The organism is Natranaeroarchaeum aerophilus (assembly GCF_023638055.1).
Taxonomy (GTDB): Archaea; Halobacteriota; Halobacteria; order Halobacteriales; family Natronoarchaeaceae; genus Natranaeroarchaeum; species Natranaeroarchaeum aerophilum.
The window spans coordinates 389,416-409,369 of sequence record NZ_JAKRVY010000001.1 but is presented as its reverse complement, the minus strand read 5'-3'; the positions used below and the strand labels follow the sequence as shown (position 1 = coordinate 409,369).

24 protein-coding genes and 1 pseudogene are annotated in these 19,954 nt (G+C 64.5%); 14 read left to right on the top strand and 11 right to left on the bottom strand.

The features are described 5' to 3' along the window. Positions 1–12: 12 nt before the first annotated feature. Both ygfZ and AArcSt11_RS01990 read right to left on the bottom strand, forming a co-directional pair. The gene (gene ygfZ / locus AArcSt11_RS01995) at positions 13–1,101 is read right to left on the bottom strand and encodes a CAF17-like 4Fe-4S cluster assembly/insertion protein YgfZ (protein ID WP_250594096.1); all 1,089 of its coding nucleotides are present in this window, start codon (positions 1,099–1,101) and stop codon (positions 13–15) included. A gap of 78 nt (positions 1,102–1,179) precedes the next feature. Further along, the gene (locus AArcSt11_RS01990; protein ID WP_250594094.1) at positions 1,180–1,476 is read right to left on the bottom strand and encodes a DUF6432 family protein; all 297 of its coding nucleotides are present in this window, start codon (positions 1,474–1,476) and stop codon (positions 1,180–1,182) included. A gap of 106 nt (positions 1,477–1,582) precedes the next feature. Between AArcSt11_RS01990 and AArcSt11_RS01985 the strand changes: the two genes are divergently transcribed. Together AArcSt11_RS01985 and AArcSt11_RS01980 are read left to right on the top strand one after the other, a co-directional pair. After that, positions 1,583–2,449, top strand: coding sequence for a DUF7093 family protein (locus AArcSt11_RS01985; RefSeq protein ID WP_250594092.1), 867 nt, complete (start codon positions 1,583–1,585; stop codon positions 2,447–2,449). Between the two features lie 43 nt (positions 2,450–2,492). Then, positions 2,493–2,885: a DUF5611 family protein gene (locus AArcSt11_RS01980; RefSeq protein ID WP_250594090.1), complete on the top strand. Its 393-nt coding sequence runs from the start codon at positions 2,493–2,495 to the stop codon at positions 2,883–2,885. Positions 2,886–2,915: 30 nt separating this feature from the next. Here the strand turns inward: AArcSt11_RS01980 and AArcSt11_RS01975 are convergent, their stop codons facing one another. The 3 genes from AArcSt11_RS01975 to AArcSt11_RS01965 are packed head-to-tail and all read right to left on the bottom strand — an operon-like array spanning position 2,916 to position 5,926. Further along, positions 2,916–4,112, bottom strand: a complete 1,197-nt coding sequence (locus AArcSt11_RS01975; protein ID WP_250594088.1) for a DUF418 domain-containing protein — start codon at positions 4,110–4,112, stop codon at positions 2,916–2,918. Further along, on the bottom strand, positions 4,113–5,555 hold the full coding sequence (locus tag AArcSt11_RS01970; RefSeq protein WP_250594086.1) for a ribonuclease FAU-1 family protein: 1,443 nt from the start codon (positions 5,553–5,555) through the stop codon (positions 4,113–4,115). After that, complete coding sequence (locus AArcSt11_RS01965) at positions 5,552–5,926, bottom strand: DUF7532 family protein (RefSeq protein WP_250594084.1); 375 nt, start codon at positions 5,924–5,926, stop codon at positions 5,552–5,554. Before AArcSt11_RS01965 ends, AArcSt11_RS01970 begins: the two co-directional genes overlap by 4 nt. Positions 5,927–6,094: 168 nt before the next feature. Here AArcSt11_RS01965 and AArcSt11_RS01960 point away from each other — a divergent pair, with 168 nt between their 5' ends. Then, positions 6,095–6,562 carry an HTH domain-containing protein gene (locus tag AArcSt11_RS01960; protein ID WP_250594082.1) on the top strand — a complete coding sequence of 156 codons (468 nt, stop codon included), beginning with the start codon at positions 6,095–6,097 and terminating at the stop codon, positions 6,560–6,562. A 48-nt stretch (positions 6,563–6,610) separates the two neighbouring features. Further along, entirely contained in the window at positions 6,611–8,368 is a 1,758-nt protein-coding gene (gene argS / locus AArcSt11_RS01955) for an arginine--tRNA ligase (RefSeq protein ID WP_250594080.1), read from the top strand. Between the two features lie 335 nt (positions 8,369–8,703). Here the strand turns inward: argS and minD are convergent. Beyond that, positions 8,704–9,648 (bottom strand): annotated as a pseudogene (gene minD, locus AArcSt11_RS17035) (cell division ATPase MinD); the annotation flags it as partial. Between the two features lie 160 nt (positions 9,649–9,808). Here minD and prf1 point away from each other — a divergent pair. Beyond that, positions 9,809–11,062 (top strand): peptide chain release factor aRF-1, encoded by a 1,254-nt coding sequence (gene prf1 / locus AArcSt11_RS01945; protein WP_250594076.1) that lies wholly within the window; start codon positions 9,809–9,811, stop codon positions 11,060–11,062. A gap of 1 nt (position 11,063) precedes the next feature. On the opposite strand, the gene AArcSt11_RS01940 is transcribed toward prf1, so the two are convergent. Beyond that, positions 11,064–11,852 (bottom strand): hypothetical protein, encoded by a 789-nt coding sequence (locus AArcSt11_RS01940; RefSeq protein ID WP_250594074.1) that lies wholly within the window; start codon positions 11,850–11,852, stop codon positions 11,064–11,066. 190 nt (positions 11,853–12,042) lie between these two features. On the opposite strand from AArcSt11_RS01940, the gene AArcSt11_RS01935 reads away from it, so the two are divergent. After that, entirely contained in the window at positions 12,043–12,294 is a 252-nt protein-coding gene (locus AArcSt11_RS01935) for an AbrB/MazE/SpoVT family DNA-binding domain-containing protein (protein ID WP_250594072.1), read from the top strand. Beyond that, a complete protein-coding gene (locus AArcSt11_RS01930) occupies positions 12,291–12,665 on the top strand; it encodes a type II toxin-antitoxin system VapC family toxin (protein WP_250594070.1) in 375 nt (124 codons plus the stop codon). Before AArcSt11_RS01935 ends, AArcSt11_RS01930 begins: the two co-directional genes overlap by 4 nt. Here AArcSt11_RS01930 and AArcSt11_RS01925 read toward each other — a convergent pair. After that, entirely contained in the window at positions 12,662–13,003 is a 342-nt protein-coding gene (locus tag AArcSt11_RS01925; protein ID WP_250594068.1) for a hypothetical protein, read from the bottom strand. The genes AArcSt11_RS01930 and AArcSt11_RS01925 overlap by 4 nt on opposite strands. 154 nt (positions 13,004–13,157) lie before the next feature. On the opposite strand from AArcSt11_RS01925, the gene AArcSt11_RS01920 reads away from it, so the two are divergent. From AArcSt11_RS01920 to AArcSt11_RS01900, 5 genes are all read left to right on the top strand, one after another. After that, entirely contained in the window at positions 13,158–14,270 is a 1,113-nt protein-coding gene (locus AArcSt11_RS01920) for a tRNA (guanine(26)-N(2))-dimethyltransferase (RefSeq protein ID WP_250594066.1), read from the top strand. A gap of 90 nt (positions 14,271–14,360) precedes the next feature. After that, on the top strand, positions 14,361–15,752 hold the full coding sequence (locus AArcSt11_RS01915; protein ID WP_250594064.1) for a YihY/virulence factor BrkB family protein: 1,392 nt from the start codon (positions 14,361–14,363) through the stop codon (positions 15,750–15,752). Continuing rightward, entirely contained in the window at positions 15,753–16,634 is an 882-nt protein-coding gene (locus AArcSt11_RS01910; protein ID WP_250594062.1) for a phosphatase PAP2 family protein, read from the top strand. A 43-nt stretch (positions 16,635–16,677) separates the two neighbouring features. Beyond that, entirely contained in the window at positions 16,678–17,331 is a 654-nt protein-coding gene (locus tag AArcSt11_RS01905; RefSeq protein WP_250594060.1) for a potassium channel family protein, read from the top strand. A 48-nt stretch (positions 17,332–17,379) separates the two neighbouring features. Beyond that, a complete protein-coding gene (locus AArcSt11_RS01900; protein WP_250594058.1) occupies positions 17,380–17,814 on the top strand; it encodes a universal stress protein in 435 nt (144 codons plus the stop codon). Here AArcSt11_RS01900 and AArcSt11_RS01895 read toward each other — a convergent pair whose 3' ends face one another. After that, the gene (locus tag AArcSt11_RS01895) at positions 17,815–18,564 is read right to left on the bottom strand and encodes an Nmad3 family putative nucleotide modification protein (protein ID WP_250594056.1); all 750 of its coding nucleotides are present in this window, start codon (positions 18,562–18,564) and stop codon (positions 17,815–17,817) included. It lies immediately after the preceding gene. 48 nt (positions 18,565–18,612) lie between these two features. Further along, complete coding sequence (locus AArcSt11_RS01890; protein WP_250594054.1) at positions 18,613–18,954, bottom strand: DUF7577 domain-containing protein; 342 nt, start codon at positions 18,952–18,954, stop codon at positions 18,613–18,615. A gap of 144 nt (positions 18,955–19,098) precedes the next feature. Between AArcSt11_RS01890 and AArcSt11_RS01885 the strand changes: the two genes are divergently transcribed. Next, on the top strand, positions 19,099–19,344 hold the full coding sequence (locus AArcSt11_RS01885; protein ID WP_250594052.1) for a PRC-barrel domain-containing protein: 246 nt from the start codon (positions 19,099–19,101) through the stop codon (positions 19,342–19,344). Continuing rightward, on the top strand, positions 19,344–19,808 hold the full coding sequence (locus AArcSt11_RS01880) for an NOB1 family endonuclease (RefSeq protein ID WP_250594050.1): 465 nt from the start codon (positions 19,344–19,346) through the stop codon (positions 19,806–19,808). Before AArcSt11_RS01885 ends, AArcSt11_RS01880 begins: the two co-directional genes overlap by 1 nt. Here the strand turns inward: AArcSt11_RS01880 and AArcSt11_RS01875 are convergent. Continuing rightward, positions 19,805–19,939 (bottom strand): CopG family transcriptional regulator, encoded by a 135-nt coding sequence (locus tag AArcSt11_RS01875; protein ID WP_250594048.1) that lies wholly within the window; start codon positions 19,937–19,939, stop codon positions 19,805–19,807. The genes AArcSt11_RS01880 and AArcSt11_RS01875 overlap by 4 nt on opposite strands. Positions 19,940–19,954 lie beyond the last annotated feature (15 nt).

Here is a 19,954-nt window from a genome sequence, read left to right as displayed (position 1 = left end):
CGTACGGACCGGCTACTCGTAGCTCGGCAGTCGTCCCGACCGGTCGCTCCCCTCGACGAACGGAAGCTCAGTGAGCGTCGCCGGGACGTCCTCGCCGTCGACGCGTACGGTGAGGCCGTCGGTCTCCGCGGCGTCGAATCCGACCAGCGCGAGCGCGATGGGCTGGTCGATCATCTCGGTCTCGGCGGCGCGGGTCACTTCGCCGACCGAGGCGTCACCGTCGAACACCGCTGCACCGGCCGCGGGCAGCGCCTCGCAGGTCAGGCCGACGAGTCGCTTGCTCGGCCGACCGCGGTTCTCGACGCGGGAGACGACCTCCTGGCCGACGAAACAGCCCTTCTCGAAGTCCACCGCGTTGCGAAGGCCGAGCACGTTCGGGATCTGACCCTCTAGTTCGGTATCGAACAGCGGCGTCCCGGCTTCGAGCGTCAGCGTCTCCCAGCTGTCGTAGCCGAAGGGGGCAGCGTTGAGCCCGTGGTTCAGCAGGGTATCGTAGACGTGCTCGGCCTCGCTCGCCGCGCAGACGACCTCGTACCCCTCCTCGCCTGCCAGCGCGTCAGTCCGAATAACGGTGACGCCCGCGTCGCCCATCGACCCGCGAACGAACGAAAGGGTCGGATCCGGCGCACCGGCCTTGTTGAGGACGCTTGCAACCTTCTCGGTCGATTTCGGGCCGTGGAGGCCGAAGACGGCGAACTCGTCGGTCGCCACGTCGATCTCGACGTCCTCGATGAACGTCTTTCCGCGCCACTCCTCGGCGAGCGGTTCGGCACGCTGCGGGGGCACAAAGAGGAGGAGGCGTTCCCCCGCGTTGTAGACGTACATATCCGTCTCGATCCCACCCTGTGGGTCGAGTACGAGCGCGTAGGTCCCCTCGCCGTTCTCGGTCGGGACGCTGTTCGAGACGACGTTGTCGACGTAGCTGACGCGGTCCTCGCCCTCGATCGTCAGGACGCCGTAAGCCATCTCGATCAGGCCGACGCCGTTACGAACCGCGCGGTGGGTGCGGCCCGGGCGACCGAAGTGACGGACGATCTGGCGTCCACCGCGGTCGGCGAAGGTCGCGCCGTGGTCCTCGTGAACCGAGCGAATAACTGTCATTACTCCTATTCGGGGCTATGCGTGAAAAAGATCAGCGGTTCCGGCGTGGGTAATTGAATGCCGTCTGGAGTCGACAGCTCAGAACGGTAGACGTTCGCGCAACTCCTCGAGAAACGAGTGATCGTCGCCCTCGAGCGTCGTCTCCGGCACGACGCGCTGGTCGGCCTTGATCACCGTTTTACTCCCGGACTCCTCGACCTCGATGAGCCCGTCGGCTTTCAGCGATTCGAGCGCGTCTTCGAGATCGTGGATGCTGACCTCGGCGTGGGACCGTAGCTCGAACACCGTCATCCCATCCTCGTTGCGGTCGACCAGCGCATCGAGCACCGCGACCTCGACTGCGGGCCTGTCGCGGAACTCCGGCCGTGCCTTCATACGGGATACATACGCCCCACCCGTTTTTATCCTTACCTTCGGTGTTCGACGCGGGAACCGCTCGTTGGCGGCAACTTTTTACGGTCCGGTTGGGTAAGCGTGGACAATGGCTCTCAGGTGTTCGCTCCTCGGACACGCCTACGGCGACAGCGACGTCGAGCGTGAGCGCGAGGAACAGGGGAACGAGGTCGTGGTAACGATCCGGGAGGAACAGACGTGCGCCCGGTGTGGCAAGACGAAACTCGTCAGCGAGAACAAGGAAGTAACAGCGATCAGGGAGTCGACCGACGAGCCCGGGGGAGCGGAGCCGGCTGCAGGGGCGGTCGACGAGGGCGTCGCAGCCGACGCCGATGTGAACGCGCCGGAGGGGGTCGAAGACTCCGCCGACGAAGAGGTCACCGGGGACGGCCACGACGCGGAGTTCGTCGACGAGGGGCCCGACGATACCGAGGAGGTTCCGGCCGCGACGCGGGAGGCCGGAACCGCGACAGAGGACGACGAGAGTGAGGAGATCGACCCCGCGGACGACGACGCTGTGATCCTCGACGCGGACAACGAGCCCGACGACGAGCCGGAGCGTGATCGCGGACACGGCGAGTGGCCTGACTCCGACGACACCCGGTCCGGTGAGGCCGACGAGGAGGAGTGGCCAGCCGTTGACGGCGAGGACGAGGGGTTCGATGCGGAGAGCGGAAGCGGCGAACCCGAAAACGTCGAGTTCGGCGGCGGCTTGCGCCCAGAATCGGGCGGCTCGGGCGAGGGTGAAGCGGTCGTGGAGCGACCGGACACCCCCAAGGAAACGACCTTTACCAGCGTCGACAGCGCGCCCACGCCGGTCGAGTCGACCGGTAGTGGCGACGGGTCGCAGTACGTCTGTCCGGAGTGTGGCTTTACCGCACCGGGTTCAGGGAGCTCGCTTCGGGCGGGCGACATCTGTCCCGAGTGTCGCAGTGGCTACCTCGCCGAGCGATAGACAAGCGTAACGGGTAAATCAACGCCGACCGATTCCATCAAGCATGAAAGAGTACAAGATGCGCCGCGGCGAGTATCTCGAAGAACGCGTACCGGATATGGAAGCCACCGTCGAGGACTACTTCGGCACGATCGACGGAACAGAGGAGTTCAAAGGGAACGACCTGTACGTCGTCGGCGACCCCGACAACCCCGTGTTCGAGCGAATCGTCGCCGGAACGGCGGAGTACGGGAGCAAGAAAGACAAGCTTGCAGTCCATTTTGAGGAGCGACCCGCCGAGGAGGTTATCGCGGAGGGCAACGCCGACGCGGCCGCAGACGCCGTCGACGCCAAAAACGAGTTCCTGCTCGAAGCCACCGGCCGGGACGCCAAATCGCGACGGGAGTCGATGAAGCGGCAGGTCGAGGACGACCCGGACCACGATTTCGAGGCCTGAGGAACGACCGAACTGGGGGTCGGGGACAGATCAGTTCCTGAGTGGCTCACGCCGTCGATACGTGAGAACCCGCCAGACCCACTCGACCGGACCGAACCGGAAGTATCGCAGCCAGATGACCGAGAGGAGCACCTGTATCATCCAGACGAGCAGGACGATCCCCAGCAGTTCGACGCGGTCGACGCGACCGAACAGGCCCAGACCGTGGCCGTAGAAAATGGAGGTCGCAATCACGGTCTGGAAGAGGTAGTTCGAGAAGGCGGTGCGACCGACCGCGGCGAGCGCGCGCGTCACTGGCCCGTCGGGACGCCAGTCCGCATAGAGGAAGACGAGACCGAGGTAGGCACACGCAAGCAACGGTGCGCCCCAGTAGTTGAACTGCCGCCAGTACAGCGCCGCGTCCGCCGACCAGTCGGCGGCGGTGATGACGGCGACGCCCGCGAGGATCAACGAGAGCCCTCCGAGCGCGCCGCCAACGACGAGTCGCCGGTAGAAGGCCGTCGAGCGCCCGCCGGAGAGGATCTCCAGTCGAAACAGCGCCATCCCGACGAGCATCAGTCCACTGACCCGCCAGAACGAGTAGCTCACGAAGCCCGACGTCTGTCGCTGGACCGCCGCGGGGACCCGGTGTTCCAGTTGAGCGAACCAGCCGCTCCGGTACGTCTCGATTTCCGCCTGAATGGCGCTCCGTGGAGGGTTCCACTGGGCTGCGATGTCGGCCCCCGGCTGCAGGGCAACGAGCAGTTCAAGACCGGACGGTACAGCCAGCAGCCCGACGCCGGCCAACAGTTGCTTGCTCGCCTCCCAGTGGCGCAGCGTGACGACCCACAGCGCGCTCAGCCCGTACGCGACGAGGATGTCGCCGAACCAGAGCAGGTAGGCGTGGGCCAGCCCGATCACGATCAGCCAGAGCGTCCGGCGGTAGTACAGCGTCCGGGCGTCCTGACCCTTGCGCTCCTTGCTCGCAGTGAAAAGGACGATCCCAGCCCCAAACAACATCGTAAAGAGCGCGATGAACTTCCCCTCCGCGAAGACGTGTGTGAGGAGCCACGCATAGTAGTTCGCGCCGGTGAAGTCGCCGTAGATGTTCGGATTGAACAGGACGTCCTCGGGCATCGAGAACACCCAGATGTTGATCAGTAAGATACCGAGCAGGGCAAAGCCGCGCAGGGCGTCCAGCGCGACAATGCGGTCTTCGGGCGGCGTGGGACCGGGGCTGTCACTCATTTACAGGGCGTTCTCCACGGCGGTGGCAACGCTTCGAGCCTTCTCGGCGAGCGCTTCAGAGACGTACCCGGCATCGACTGCGGCGGTGAGTTCGTCCTCGTCGACGCGCTCTACCGTTCCGTCGGGGCGTTTGATCACGTCGACGTGAAGATCGACGTAGCGTGCGCGCTCGGGAAACAGCTCGACCGGCGTACAGATGTTGACGTAGGTCCCCTTGCGCTTGCCGTCCTCGCCGCGGTAGATCGTGGGGTACCACCAGCGCCCCTCGACGAGTTTCGTGATGGCGACATCCCCGCGCACGCGCTCGGTCCCGAGCGCGTCGTAGGTGCCCGCACTCCGCATCTCGCGCCGGAGTGTCAGCCGGTCGCCGTCGATCGCGGTGACCTCGCCGCGGCCGAGCTGGATGAGCCGACCGTCGGGCTTGCCGTGACCGAGACCGACCCGATCGCCCTCGTGGGGGCCGAACTGGTCGGCGACCGCGGTGAAGGGAAACTCCCCGGTCGGCTCGCAGACGGCCTCGACGAAATCGACCGCGTCGCTCGCGGAACGGTCGCCCGCCTTGATCCGGTGGTGGCCCGCCATGGTCGCCGTGACGTCCCGGCGAATCCCGTCGAGTTCGCGGCGTGACTCCCGGCCGAACCAGCACCACGCGGTCGCATTCGGCGCCGCGATCCGGCTGTCGGCGTCCGGCGTATCGGGAGCATCGCCGAGCGTGTCCTCCAGCCGCTCCGCACGGTCGCCGATCCGGTCGAGCGCGTCGCCGAGCCGTCCGATCTCGGCGTCGGCCGCGGAACGCTCCCAGCGGATTCCCCAGCCATCGGGCGCGTCGACCGGCAGCATCTCCGTGGTACGGACGAGTTCGGTGCCACGCTCGCCGCTTACGTCCGCCCGGACGTCGCTGCGATCGCGTGCGAGCGAGACGAGGCCGCCGCCGATCTCGATGGCTGTGCTCACCTGCGGGCGGCGGTCTGCCCACGGCGGGGCGGGCTCGTGGACCTGCACGCGCACCTGATCGCCCTCGTCGACGTAGCCGTCGGCGTCGTCGTAGGGGAGAAAGCCCTCGGCGTCGACGCCGTGGAACGGAATATCCTCGAGTCGGGGCGCAGCGGGCTCATCGAGCGCGACGACCGCGCCGCTGCCGAGCGCGTCGGTGACGTGTCCCTCGAAGACGGCCCCCGCGGGTGCTGGGTCGGCCCAGACGAGCGTATCGCGACCGACTCGCAGGTCGGCGAGGACGTCCTCGACCGCGTCACTGGGCCCGGATACGCCGATCCCTTGCCGGGCATCGGTATCCGTGAGCCAGACGTCGCGAGGAGTGGCGTCGAGCTCGGCCTCGAAGCGCTCGCGGATCGGCGGCGACGCCTGTACGACATCGTGACCCTCATCGAGCAGTCGCCGGGTAAGCGCCGTCGTGTAGATTCCCCGGAGCCTGACCCGCGTCATAGCCGCTCTCGCGAGCGAGCGAACCGGACGCGGTCGTGGACCGTCGGCCCCAGCGTGAGTTCGACCAGCCCATCTTCGAGGATCCGGCCGTCCTCCACGTACGCACCCCACGTGTCGAAGCGGAGCCAGCCACGCATCTCGGCGGCGTGGGTCGTCAGATCGAGGTATTCGACGGAGTGTTCGGGGAACTCCGCGGTGCTGTGTGCCATCTCCATATCGGAGTACACCGTATCGGCGTCGCCGAAGAAAGATTCCAGTTCGTCGGCCGTCTGTCGGGTCGAATCGACGACCGCCTCGGAGGTCCGCTTGAGGTCGTCGACGTCGAGACCGGCCTCGCGCAGTGCGTCCTGCGTGCGCTGGTTGAAATGCATACGACCCCGTTAGCGGGCCATCGTTTTCAACGTGACGCGCGGGCGGTGGCCGCCAGGTGTAGAGCTACTGTCCACAACCGAACAGTTCGTTTCACGTACCCGTCGGAAAAAATAGGGGTCGGGAAAGGGCTTTACACGATCCTGTGGTAGAGATGTGCAGGGGGAGATATGGACAACGAACAGCTTCGAGTCGAGGTGTATATGCGCGGGTTCACGCCGGACGCCGCTCAGCGCCAGCAGGAGGCGATACTGGATCGACTGTACGGGCTACAGGAGGCCGGGATCGTCGACGAGGTGACGGTCACCCACTGGAGCCGGAAAGTCTGCTTTCGACAGGGGGGTCGTGGGGGACTCCCCGAAGAGGTGGCGCTGTACAGGGAGTTACAGCGTGCGATGGAAGACACCGATCGCTCGGTCGATCGGTTCTTCCGAGTACGGCGAGGGGCTGCCGGTCGGACGGTGATGTTCCTGCCAGTACTCTGTCTCGTCCTCCGCGAAGGCGACCGGTTGCACGGGGTGTACCCCTGTGATGATGCCGAAACGACCCACCCGGTCATGGAGTGTTTACGGGCACTCGAAAACGGGCAGGCGGTCGAGGACGTTCCGGGCGTCAGGCCCGATCCGACGCCGGTCTGAGCGGGAGAACTCGTCAGTCCTATATCCGGCGCTCGAATAGGGAGGGACATGTTCCTCTCTATCCGCGACGAAGTGGCCGACGCGCTGGCGAGCGCGCTCGACACGCTCGACCTGCCCGACGACGATCTGGGCATCGAGGAGCCGCCCGAGGACGTCGACGCCGTGCTGGCGTCGAGCGTCGCCTACCGGCTGGCTGGCGAGGTCGGCGCACCGCCACCGAAGGTGGCTGCCGACATCGCAGACGAGATCGACGCCGACGAGTACGAGTATATCGCCGCCGTCACGACGCAGGGACCGTACGTCAACGTCCTGCCGAGCGACCGGTACTTCGCCGACACGCTCGAGGCGGCCCAGTCCGACGGGTTCGGCCGCCTCGACGACCGCGAGACGAGCGTCGTCGTCGAGCACACGAGCGCCAATCCGACCGGCCCCGTCCACGTCGGCCGCGCACGCAACCCGATCATCGGCGACGCGCTCTGTCGCGTCCTCGATTACGCTGGCTACGACGTCGACCGGCACTACTACGTCAACGACGCCGGACGACAGATCGCCGTCTTCACCTGGGCCTACGAGCGCTTCGACGAGTCGGCTCTGCCCGAGCCCGAACGCGACAAGCCGGACTACGAGTTCGTCCGCTACTACCGCAAAGGCAACGCCTTCCTCGAGGAGGCACCCGAAGACGAGGTCGAGGCCGCCGAGGCCGAGATCGAGGCGATCATGCAGGGGCTCGAAGCGGGCGACGAGGCGGCCTACGAGCGAGTAAGCGAGGTTGTCGACAGCGTCCTCGCGGGGATGCAAGAGACCCTCTCGCGGCTCCCCGCGGAGTTCGACGAGTTCGTCAAGGAAACCCGGTTCATGCGCAACGGCTCGACCGACGATCTCGTCGAGCGGCTCAAGAAGCTCGATCAGGCGGTCTACGACGAGGAGGCCTGGCAACTCGAACTCGACGAGTACGACATCGAGAAGAACCTCGTCTTCCTGCGTTCGGATGGAACCAGCCTCTATCCCACGCGCGATCTGGCCCACCACGAGTGGAAGTTCGACAACTACGATCGGGCCGTCACCGTCATCGGCGAGGACCACCGCCTCGCCTTCGACCAGCTCGACGCCGCGCTCGACCTGCTGGGCAACGACACCGACCAGCTCGACCAGCTCTTTTACTCGTGGGTCAATCTCCCCGGCGGCGAGGGGATGAGTACGCGCGAGGGCACCGGCGTCGACCTCGACGACCTGCTCGACGAGGCGATCGACCGCGCCCGCGAGGAGGTCGAGGATCGGCTGGACGACCGCATCCGCGACGACGACCTCGACGAGAGCGATGTCGAGCGGATCGCCCGGCAGGTCGGCATCGGCGCAGTGCGGTATGACATCGTCGCCAAACAGCCGACCAAATCGATCACCTTCGAGTGGGAGCGCGCTCTCGACTTCGAGGCCCAGTCCGCGCCGTACGTCCAGTACGTTCACGCACGCTGTAGTGGGATTCTCGGCGAGGCAGGCTCCGAACCGCCCGCGGACATCGACCCCCACCTGCTCGACACCGATGCGGAGCGCGATCTCCTCCGGACAATCGCCCGTTTCCCGGCGGTAATCGAAGAATCCGCCGATGAACTCCAGCCCCACGTGGTCGCCACTTACACGCGCGATATCGCCGAGCGGTTCAACGTCTTTTACCGCGAGTGCCAGGTGCTTGGCGAGGACGTCGACCCCGACGTACGCGACGCCCGTCTCGCGCTGGTCGCTGCGGCAAAACACGCCGTCGCCAACTCACTGGACGTGCTCGGTGTGGAAGCGCCGGAATCGATGTAGTTCTAGAACAGACCGCCAAGGAAGCCTTTCCCTTCTTTCTCGTCGTCTCCCTCATCCGCGTCAGCGTCGTCAGTCTCTTCGGCCGCCGCTTCATCGTCGTCTACCGCCTCGGTGGACCCATCTCCGTCGTCGTCAGCAACGTCGTCCCCAGCAGCCGCCTCGGCCCCGGAATCGCCGCCCCGGAACGGTATCGCGTCGTCGTCCAGTTCGGCCGACGAGTCGGTCTCTTCCGCATCGTCTTCGGCGTCGGGGATCGTTACCCCCTCGTCGTCGCTCGACGCGTCATGGTCGAAGCTCTCCGAGGGATCGTCGACTGCCCCGGTGGCCGCTTCGACAGCGTCGGTTTCGGCCTCGACAACGGCGTCGTCGTCCTCGTCCAGCGAGAGGTCGAGATCTTCGTCGGGCAGGTCATCCGCATCGTCCGTCTCGGTCTGATCAGGCGCGTCGTCGACGTCCGAGAGGGCGTCCGAGACATCGGTCGACGAGGCTGGTTGATCGGGGGTGGTCCCGGCCTCTACTGCGGCGTCGTCCGCCGGTTCGGAGGCTGGCGGGGTCGTGTCGGGGTCGACGGTGTCCTCAACGAGAGCACCAGCGAGGTCACGGTATGCTGTCGCGGCGGGCGAGTCGGGCGTGTTGACCACCAGCGGCGTCCGGGCGTACACGCTGTCCCGAACCGCATCGTCCTCGGGGATCGTCCCGAACAGTGGGATGTCGAGTCGGGCCGCAATCTCGTCGTAGGATACCTTGTCCCCGGATCTGGTTCGGGTGAGTACCAGTCCCGCCACATCGCCCCCCGAGCGCTCGGTGAGGTCGATCGTCTTCTTGACATCCTGGACGGACGCCGGTTCGGGCGTCGAAACGAGGATCGTCTCGTCGGCGAGGCCGAGGGGTAACACGGATTCGTGGCTGATGCCTGCACCAACATCGAGCAGGACGTAGTCGAACTCCTCGCGGAGTCGGTCGATTACCTCGCTCAGTTCGGTTGTGTCGGCCTCGGCGAACCCCGAAAGTTCAGTCCCGCTTGGGATCGCACCGATCCGTTCTGCGACCTCGTACGTTGCGTCGGAGACCGTCGCCTCCCCGGCAAGCACGTCGTGTAGCGTCGGGCCGTCGGCCGAGAGGTTGACGAACCCGGCGAGGTTCGCCATGCCGAGGTCGGTGTCGACGACCGCAACGCGGTGGCCCGCCCCCGCCAGCGCGGTCCCGAGGTTGACCGTCGTCGTGGTCTTGCCGACCCCACCTTTCCCGCTCGCGATAGCATAGACTGTTGTCGAAGACATTGGTTGGTATATGGCAAACACCCGTGCGTAATAAAACATCGTGCGAAGGAAGGCGGAAAATTCGGGGAAGTGACAGGTAGACAGCGGAAGCGACGTCGCTGCGGCCCGACGCCCTTGCAGGTCAAAGCATACTTAGGCGGGCCAGCGGTTAGTACAGACAATGAGCCAGCAGGAAGCGGACCACTCCGACCGGAAGAAATACGAGTTCCGGAAGGTCATCGAGGACCTCAAAGAGTACGAGGGCTCGGGGACCCAGCTCGTCACGATCTACGTGCCCCCGGACAAGCAGATCAGCGACGTCGTCGCCCACGTCACACAGGAACACAGCGAAGCGGCCAACATCAAGTCAAAACAGACCAGAACGAACGTCCAGGACGCCCTGTCGAGTATCAAGGCGCGTCTGAAATACTACGACACCTATCCGCCTGACAATGGGCTCGTCCTGTTTTCGGGCGCGGTCAACACCAGCGGTGGGCGCAGCGAGATGGTGACCGAGGCGCTGGAGAACCCGCCCCAGCCGGTCGAGTCGTTCCGCTATCACTGCGACTCGGATTTCCTCACCGAGCCCCTGGAGCACATGCTGGCGGACAAGGGCCTGTATGGCCTGATTGTGCTCGATCGGCGCGAGGCCAACGTCGGGTGGCTCAAGGGCAAACGCGTCGAGCCGGTCAAATCCGCCTCCTCGCTGGTCCCCGGCAAGCAGCGCAAAGGTGGCCAGTCCGCACAGCGGTTCGCCCGCCTGCGGCTCGAAGCGATCGACAACTTCTATCAGGAGGTCGCCGAGATGGCAAACGACCTCTTCGTCGCCAAACGCCACGAACTCGACGGCGTGCTCGTCGGCGGTCCATCGCCGACCAAAGACGAGTTCCTCGACGGCGATTACCTCCACCACGAGATTCAGGACAAAGTCCTCGGGAAGTTCGACGTCTCCTACACCGACGAGTCGGGCCTCCGCGACCTTGTCGATGCAGGGCAGGAAGCGCTTGCCGACGCCGAGCTCATGGAGGGCAAAGATCTCATGGAGACGTTCTTCAGGGAGCTTCACGACGGCGAGAAAGCGACCTACGGTTTCGAGCAGACCCGCAAGAACCTCATCATGGGATCGGTCGAGACGCTCCTCATCAGCGAGGACCTCCGCCGGGACGTCATCACCTACGAGTGCTCGGCAGGCCACGAGGAACGCGAGGTCGTCGACAGCCGGGCGTCGACGCCCGATCACACCTGCTCGGAGTGTGGCGAGGAGATGGATGCCGAAGATGGCGAGCGTGAGGACGCCATTGACCATCTCATCGAGATCGCCGAGCAACGCGGGACCGAAACGAAGTTCGTCTCGACCGATTTCGAGAAGGGCGACCAACTGCTCAACGCCTTCGGCGGATTCGCCGGCATTCTGCGCTACTCGACCGGCGTATAGACTACTCCTCGCTGGCGTCGAAGGTTACCTCGTACTCCTCGCTGGCCGTAATCAGGACCCAGCCCCACTCGTCGTAGTCGATCTCGATATCGTCCTCGAACGCCCCGTCCTCGTGGTGTAGCTCCTCGATGTACTCGCCGTCGAGTGCGTACAGCTTGAGGAAGAACTCGCCCTCGCCGTCGTAATCGACGGATGCGGTTACACCCTCGCTGAAGTCGATCGGTCCGGTGTAATCGGGCTCCGACCCCTCGACTGTCGTCGGCAGGTCGAGCGCCGTTGCGCCGTCGGCGGGATCGTTGTACACCGTGATGGACCACTCGACGTCCTCGTCGACATCGATGTCGAGTTCGTACTCGCCCGCTCCCATGCTCAGCGGCAGGAACCCCTGGTAGTTCCTGACGTCCCACTCGGCCGATCGGGGCACACCACCGTCCATCGTGACGACGTCGACACCGATATTCTCGATTGGATCGATCCGGAGCGCGGCAAAGCCGTCTTCGAGCTCGAAGCTGTCGGTGGTCTCCGGGCCGGTGCCGGTAAACTCCGCTATCGCGGGAGAGTCGTCGTCCTCGCCGTTTTCTTCGTCTCCGTTCTCCTCGTCGCCGTTTTCATCACCGTTCTCTTCCTCACCGTTTTCTTCGTCTCCGTTCTCGTCGCCGTTTTCATCACCGTTCTCGTCGCCGTTGGCTGCTTCGCCATTTTCGTCCTCGTCATCGTCGTCACCGAGACAGCCCCCGATGGCGGCCATACTTGCGATACCACACGTGCCGATGAACGTTCTCCGTCGCATCAACTGAACAGGCAGGGGAGTAGTTGAAAGGTATACACACTATATCGAAATAGAAGTAGTTGTATACTGAATTTATACAGAGCTTACCCGCTGGTATCGTCGAGTAGACTGGAACTACTCTGCTCTGCAGGAACTCACCGGACAGACTCGGGGAATCTTTTTATTTCTTCCCACAGTATCGGTAGACAGGATGAGCAAGACCGCGGAAACCGACGATCGGGGGCGAATCGTTATCCCGCATGAGATCCGGGAGCGACACGGTGACCGGTATCGGGTCATCGAACTCGAAGACCGGATCGAGCTGATCCCGATCGAAGAGGATCCAATCAAAGGACTTCGCGAAGCCGTCGGCGATGCCTTCGAGGGTAAATCAATGCATGAAATCAAACAAGAAGCCCGGGAAGCCGCCCGATCAGCGGCAACAGACGGACGTCGGGAATGATATACGCCGATACCGACTTTTTTATCGCGCTGGTGAAAGACGACGACTGGTTGCAAGAGCGCGCCGCCACAATCGCGGCGGAGAACGAGGGCGAGATCTACACCTCGCGGGCGACGCTGCTCGAACTGTTGATGATCTCCGATCGGTTTTCGTTCGATCGGATGGAAGCGCTCAGCTACGTGCTGGAGATCGCAGCGATTCCCGAAGAGGAAACCGTCCTCTTCCAGGCCGCTGACTACATGGAACAACACGGAGTAACCGCGTTCGACGCGTACCATCTCGCCTACGCAGGTGACGATCCGGTCGTGTCGTCCGACACGGCGTTCGATACCGTGACCGACGATCGGATTCCGATCGAAGAGGACGACTAGAGGAACTCCCGGACGTCCGAGTACCACATATCGTGGTGGTCGACGGCGTCGATCCGGCGAGCGATCATCACCGCGAGGGCGTGCCAGCAGAGGTCGGTCGGGTCGCTCTCGTCGAGATTGTAGAGGCTGTCCTTGCAGGTACAGCCCCGTCCCTCGATGACGTACTCCTCGGTGTAGCCGACGACGACGGTGAAATCGCGGTACTCCTTGACCCGCTCCTCGGCGACGGCTTCGATGGCGCGCGCGCCACGGTCGCCGTGGACGGCGGTGATCCGCTCGACGGCGTCGGGCGTCAACTCGCCCGCCTCCGAGAGGATGGCCTGCCAGTCCGGGGTCACGGCTGACCACCTGTATTCGTCGACAGTGCGAGAGCGGGGCGGGACACAGGTCTGTCATTGGAACGGGCGTGTCAAAACAGGTTCGGATACACGGGGGCATTCGGATCCGCGGCCGCATCGTGGGGCTTTTCGCGCGTGGGCGGCGAGAACCCGTATGGAGATTCGGGAGGGTACAGTCGAGATCGAGGTGCCCGAACAGGAATCCGAGGGCGTCGACGACGCGGTCTTTTTCAACCCGGTCCAGGAGCTAAACCGGGATCTGACAGTCGCGACGCTCCGGGCCTACCGGGACCGGGAACCGCGCGCGAGTTCGTATCTGGACGCGATGGCCGCAAGCGGGATCCGCGGGGTCCGCGCCGCGGCTGACGGCTGGGAGGCAACGCTCTGTGACACCGATCCTGACGCCGTCTCGCTCTGCGAGCGCAACCTCACACGCAACGACCTCGACGGGGAGACGGTCCAGCGCGACGTCAACGCGCTGTTGCACGAGGAGCTGTACGACGTCGTCGATATCGACCCGTTCGGGACGCCGATCCCCTTCGCCGACGCCGCCTTTGCCAACGTTCGCAATCTGGTCTGTGTGACCGCGACCGACACCGCGCCGCTGTGTGGCGCGCACTTCGACAGCGGCGTCCGGAAGTACTCCGCGATCCCACGCAACACCGAGTATCACGGCGAGATCGGCATGCGGATCCTGCTATCGGCGCTTGCCCGCACCGCGGCCCGGTACGACGTGGGCGTGACGCCGCTGTGTTCCCACGCGACGAACCACTACGTGCGGACCTACCTCGAACTCGACCACCGCGCGACCGACGCCAACGAGACCATCGAGAAGATCGGCTATATTCACCACTGTGAGGACTGTCTGCACCGCGAGCACGAACACGGCCTGATCGCGCACCCACCCGAGACGTGTCCCGCCTGCGAAGGCAACCGAGTCCTGACGGCGGGGCCGATCTGGCTCGGCGCGACAAAGGAGTCGGCGTTCGTCGAGGAGGTCGGCGAGCACGTCACCGACGATATGGGAACCGCCGAGACGGCTCGCGAGCTGACGGCGACGATTGCGGCCGAGCTCGATCAGCCGACCCACTACGACCAGCACCGCCTCTGTAGACAGTGGGGCGTGACGGCGATCGGGATGGACGAGTTTCTCGATCGCCTGCGTGAGGCGGGATACGAAGCCTCGCGTACCCACTTCGGCGGTACGACGTTCAAAACCGACGCGAGCGCCGCGGAGATCGAGGCAGCCGCGATCGACGACGGGTAGCTCTATGACCAGCGGCTGTGACCGACGAGGAACGGGCTCGGGCTACCGACACGCAACCGATTTTTGTACGATTTCCACGACAGTCTAGCTGTGGGACAGTTAGCTCGTACAGTCGGCAGAGTCCGAACGATCGTCGAGACCGCCCAGTCGGCCGGAATCACGTTTCTGGCTGCGGGCGTCGCCTACTACGCGTTCGTCTCGCTGATCCCACTGACAATACTCACGCTGGCGATCGGCTCCGTGATGGGCGGCGACGTCTTCGAGGGGCAGATTATCGAGTTCGTCGGTGAGTTCCTGACGCCGGAGGCCCAGGAGACCCTGGTCGACGCGCTGACGGCACAGGCGGGACGCGGCGGGGCGACCGTCGTCGGGTCCCTCGTACTGCTCTGGAGTGCATTGCGACTCTTCCGCGGACTCGACCGGGCGTTTTCGCAGGTGTATGGAACCAGCTACTCCTCGCTCGTGAACGAGTTGCTGACCGGTGTGTCAGTGCTCGCGTCGATCGTTATCGGTGTCGCTGCAGTGACTATCGTGGGGACAGCGATCAGCCGACTTCCACTCGGACCCTTCGGTGCCGAGATCGCGGTAGTCCTGCTGCTTGTGACGTTGCTGGTGATCTTTTTTCCACTCTACTTCGTCATGCCGGACACGACGATCGCGCCGCGCGATGCGGTGCCTGGAACGGTCGTCGCTGCAGTCGGGTGGCTGCTGCTGGGGCAGGGGTTCCAGCTGTACACGACGTACGCCGCCGATTTCGCGGCCTACGGCGTTCTGGGGGGCGTCCTCCTGCTTCTCACCTGGCTGTATTTTGGCGCGCTGATCGTAATGGTCGGGGCAGTCATCAACGCGGTGATGGCGGACGACGTCGTCGAAGAACTGGTCGGACCGGACAAGCGCCAGCCCGACAATCGAGACAGAACAGCCACCGGACAGGACCGGCAATTACAACGTGATGGCGTTCGACGTGACACACAATTGGAAGCGATGACCGACGACGAACCCACCGAAGACGACGAGGAGGATCGTGGCGTCGGAATGGCCGGCCCCGGACCCGAAGAGGCTGGCGTCGACGCTGATAGCGACGAGGACGTGACGACCGGGACGGCTCCGAAAAGCGAGGTACAGCGGCTCAACCGCGAACTGGCAGAGCTCCGCGAACAGCTCGACGAGTTCGAGGACGACGTCGAGGACCGCACAGTCGACCGCGATTCGGTCGAAAGCGATCTCAAACGCTACGTCCGACGCCGGATCCGCCGGGGGCACGCCCGGGGGTGGGGGCCGTATCTCGTCTTGCTCTACGGGACCGCGATGACGATCGGCGCGTTTGTCTATCTCGACGGGGTGTGGGCAATCCTGGCGATGCTCGTCCTCTGGCTGTCGACACTCGGGCTGTACGTGCTGATGATACTCGTGACAACGACGCTGAACGTACTCGGGATCCCCGGTCGGCTCCGGAACGCGATCGGCGACTGGCGCTCCTAGATGACGCCGTGGTTTTCGGGGGTCGAGACGGTGCAGGGGGCGACGCCCGAATGGGCCGCACTCCCGTTTGCAGGGGTGACGCTGCTGGGAGATATCTGGATCTTCGTCGTGGCGTTGACGCTTGCATACTGGTTCACGGGGCGGAGAGAGATCGCTGCGCTGTTCGGCGTCGTGCTGACGGCGCTCTCGGCTGGACTGGTTCTGAAGGTGCTGTTTGGCCTCCCTCGGCCGCCGACTGGTCCGGCTGTCCCCGTCGAAGCGGTAGCGTCGATCGCACAGCCGTTCTACGAGCACGAAACGACGGCACGGCTACCGGGACTGCCGAGCGGGCATACCCTCGGAGCAACGGTGACGTGGGGAGCGCTCGCGGCGTTGCTGGAGGTGTGGTCCCGCGCGCGTCGCTTCGTGATGGCCAGCCTGGCGGTCGTTCTGGTGGGAGTATCCCGGATCATCCTCGGTGTTCACTACCCGATCGACGTGCTTGCCGGAGCCCTCCTTGGCGTCGCCATCCTCGCCATTGCGATACCCGCGTGTCGACGCCTCGACGATCCGGCGACCCCGCTGTTCGGGAGCTCGGTCCTGATGGGAGCACTCGCAGTCGTCGTTACCGGCGATACTGCTGCCGCGAACGCGACCGGTGCAGCTATCGGTGGGCTACTGGCCTGGCAGCTCCTCAAAACTCCGACTCCGCTTGCAGGCACCCGCGCTGATCTCACACTCGCCAGCTGTGGACTGGCTGGTATCATCGCGCTGGGTATCGGTCTCGGCGTACTCGCTGGGTCACCTGTCGGACCGTATCTTGGGACGGCAGTGATCGGTGGGGGCGTGCTGGCGTTTCCGGTCGTCCTCTCCGCACGTCGAGATCGCCAGCCGATAGCCTGATCGCCGCCACCCTTTTTATGCCCCGGTTGCGTATCTCTCGCGCATGAAGTTCGTTATCGTAGGCTACGGCCGTGTGGGTATCCGGACCGCACGTATTCTCCGCGAGGAAGGTCACGAAGTGATTGTGGTCGACAACGATCCGGAGAAGATCCGTCGCGCCCAGTCGGACGGGTTCGAGACGATCGAGGGGGACGGAAGCGAGGACAGCACACTGGAGGGAGCAAACCTCGAAACGGTCGACGCGGTCGGCGGCCTGACCGGCGATCTGAACGCCAACTTCGCCGCCTGTATGATCGGCAAACATCACGGCTGTCGGACGGTCCTCCGGATCGACGAGGACTACCGCCAGGACATCTACCGGAAGTACGCCGACGATGTCGACGAAGTGGTCTACCCGGAGCGTCTCGGCGCGGCGGGCGCAAAGACCGCGCTGCTGGGCGGTAACTTCAACGTCGTCTCCGATCTGACCGAGAAGCTCCAGCTATCGGTGTTCCGGATCGGCGAGGGAGCCAGCGCGGTCGGCAAGCAGGTCCACAACGTTGGCCTTCCCGAAAGCGCACGGATCTACGCTCACGGTCGTGCGGACGAATCGCTAACGATCCCGCTTCCCGGCACGACGCTGGACGTCGGCGATCAGGTCGCAGTCATCGTCGAGACCGAGAGCCTCGACGGCGTCAAGGAGGCGCTGTCGGGCTGAACGACCGCTGGTATTTTCAGCAACCCAGTAGAAATACCGAGTCACAGTATGTACGACGAGATCCTGCTTCCGACGATCGGTAGCCCCGGCGGCGAGCGCGCCGTCGCCGAAGCGATCGACCTTGCCGAACTCACCGGTGCCCGACTGCACATCCTCTACGTCGTCGAGGACGATTCCCGAAAGGGACTCGCCGACGGCCGCTGGGAGACCATCCGGGAGGCGCTCCGCTCGGAGGCCCGGGACGTCCTGACGGACGTCGAAAGCAAAGCGACTGCAGCAGGGGTCGAAGCGGTCACCCATGTCGGTGAGGGGCGTGCAGACGAGGCGATTACCGACTACGCGAGCGAGGAAGGGATCGATGCCATCGTGATGGGAACGCACGCCCGCACGGGAGTGAACAAGTTCCTGCTCGGCAGCGTCACCGAGAACGTGATCCGGCGGGCCGAACAGCCGGTGCTGGTCGTGCGTCTCGACGAGGAGTGATCATCGGAAACAGCGCTCGAACCCGTCGTTTTCCCGAATTTCCAATAGCTCCTCGACCGCGGACGGCTGGAATCGCATCGGGCGACGCCACCACGGACCTTTGCCAGAGTCGCTGGACAGCTCGGTGACGACCCGGTTGGCATCGCTCCCCGCCTCGGCGGTGCTCAGTGGAAGTGCCTGGTCGTACAGCATCGATTCTTCGGGGTCTCCGGCGAGCATGACCTCGGCGTCGAAGCGCTCCCGGCGGACGTGTGCGTTCGTGTCGAACCACGCCCGGTCTGCGGGCGGTAGCTCCCCGTACTCCTCGGCTGAAATCGGGTCGCGGGCGAGCCGAAACTGTCCGATCACGTACGCGCCCCACTCGGGGGCGATCCACGGCGCTGACTCGTCTCTGCCCGTCGACATTTCAGAATCGCGGCGGGTTGTCGAGAGCGTCGCATAGAAGAACACGTAGTCCCCAGCCGCCAGTTCGAGCAGCGGCCGGGCCTTGACGCCGTAGTCGTCGCCGTAGGTATAGCGATCACAGCAAGCATACTCCGCGAACGTCGGGTCGAGATGGACCGCCGTGTCGAGGATGTCCTCGGGGAGCGCGGTATCGAGATCGAGATCGGCGTACGTCGGGACCTCCTCGCCGACCGGTTCACGCTCCGGAATCGGGAGATACTCGAACCTGCCGTCGGGGTAGATCGGCCCGCGGACGCCCGGGAGGTTGGTGTTCGCGCCGACGTTGATTGCAACTGCTCGGGGCACGACAGGGGAGAGGGGACGGACACCCAAAACAGCTACTACGAGAGACGATCAGACGCCCAGTTGCGACGTACAGCTTCGACAGAATGTGTAGCTCCCCTCCCGTTCGTTTCGCGCGCCGCAGTGTCGACAGACGATCGCTTCCTCCTCGGGCGATACGGCGTGGTGGGGCTCCGGTCGAGAGCCGGGCTGGTCAGTGTTCTGCGGGGTCTGTGAGTGGGGCGCGTACGGCTGGCTGGGTGCGGCGCTCGGCGGGGTCCCCCGTCCCCGTTCGCCCTCGTCGGACAGATCGAACGACCGCTCACCATCGTCGCCACGCAGGTACAGGTAGACGAACACCTGCACGACCACGAGGGCGAGCGCGTACACGAGGACCCACTGCCACACCTCCATGGTCCATGATACGCATGCACACGACTTCAGTGTTCGCCCGGCTCGGCCGGTCGTGGTCCGGAAAACGGCCCGTCCCGGCGACACTGGTCGGCGGGCCGCCGATTGCCCGTGGAGTTTATACTACAGTAGGTAAAACGAAGGCATATGTCCGACATACTCGCGGAGAACCTCTCGGGGAAAGCCGTCATGGGTACTGACGGAACCGAGCTGGGCATGTTGTACAACATCACGATGGATCTCAAAAGCGGCGAGCTCCACGACGTCGTCATCGAACCGGACGAGGAGACGTCGTTCCGCGGCAGCGATATGCAGACCGACGAGAACGGTCGCTACCGCGTTCCCGTACAGGCAGTCCAGGCAGTCAAAGACTACATCGTCGTCAAGCGGTAATGTACGTTCTCGACTCCTCAGCGTTTATCAACGAGTATCACACGAACAGCAAAACCGCCAGCATCCCGCTCGTCCGGGAGGAGCTCGAAGACGAGAGCGCCTACCGGTACGATGCGATGGAAGGCTCGGGCATGCACATCCACATTCCCGGCGGTGAGACCGTCGAAAAGATCGAACGCGCCGCCCGGGAGAGCGGAGATCTCGACGAACTATCCGAGACTGACATCCGACTGATCGCCGCGACCTTCGAGCTGGACGGCCGACTGGTCACCGACGATTACGCGATGCAAAACGTCGCCGACAAGTTAAACGTCGATGTCGAAGTGATCGCCCGTGACGGCATCGCCGAACAGCGCGACTGGCAGTTCCAGTGTCAGGGCTGTGGACGTGAGTTCGACGAGAACAAAGAGCGCTGTCCGATCTGTGGCAGCCCACTCTCCAGAAAGAACCCCTCGAACGCCTAGCCGGAGTCTTCGAGACCCTGCTGGATCAACTGCCGGAGCACCTCCTGCTCGGTCAGTTCGTACTCCCTGGCGAGGCTTTCGACGCGGTCGCCGATCTCGTCGTCACAGACCACGGAGTACTGGCGTGGCATGAGAGACCATAGCTT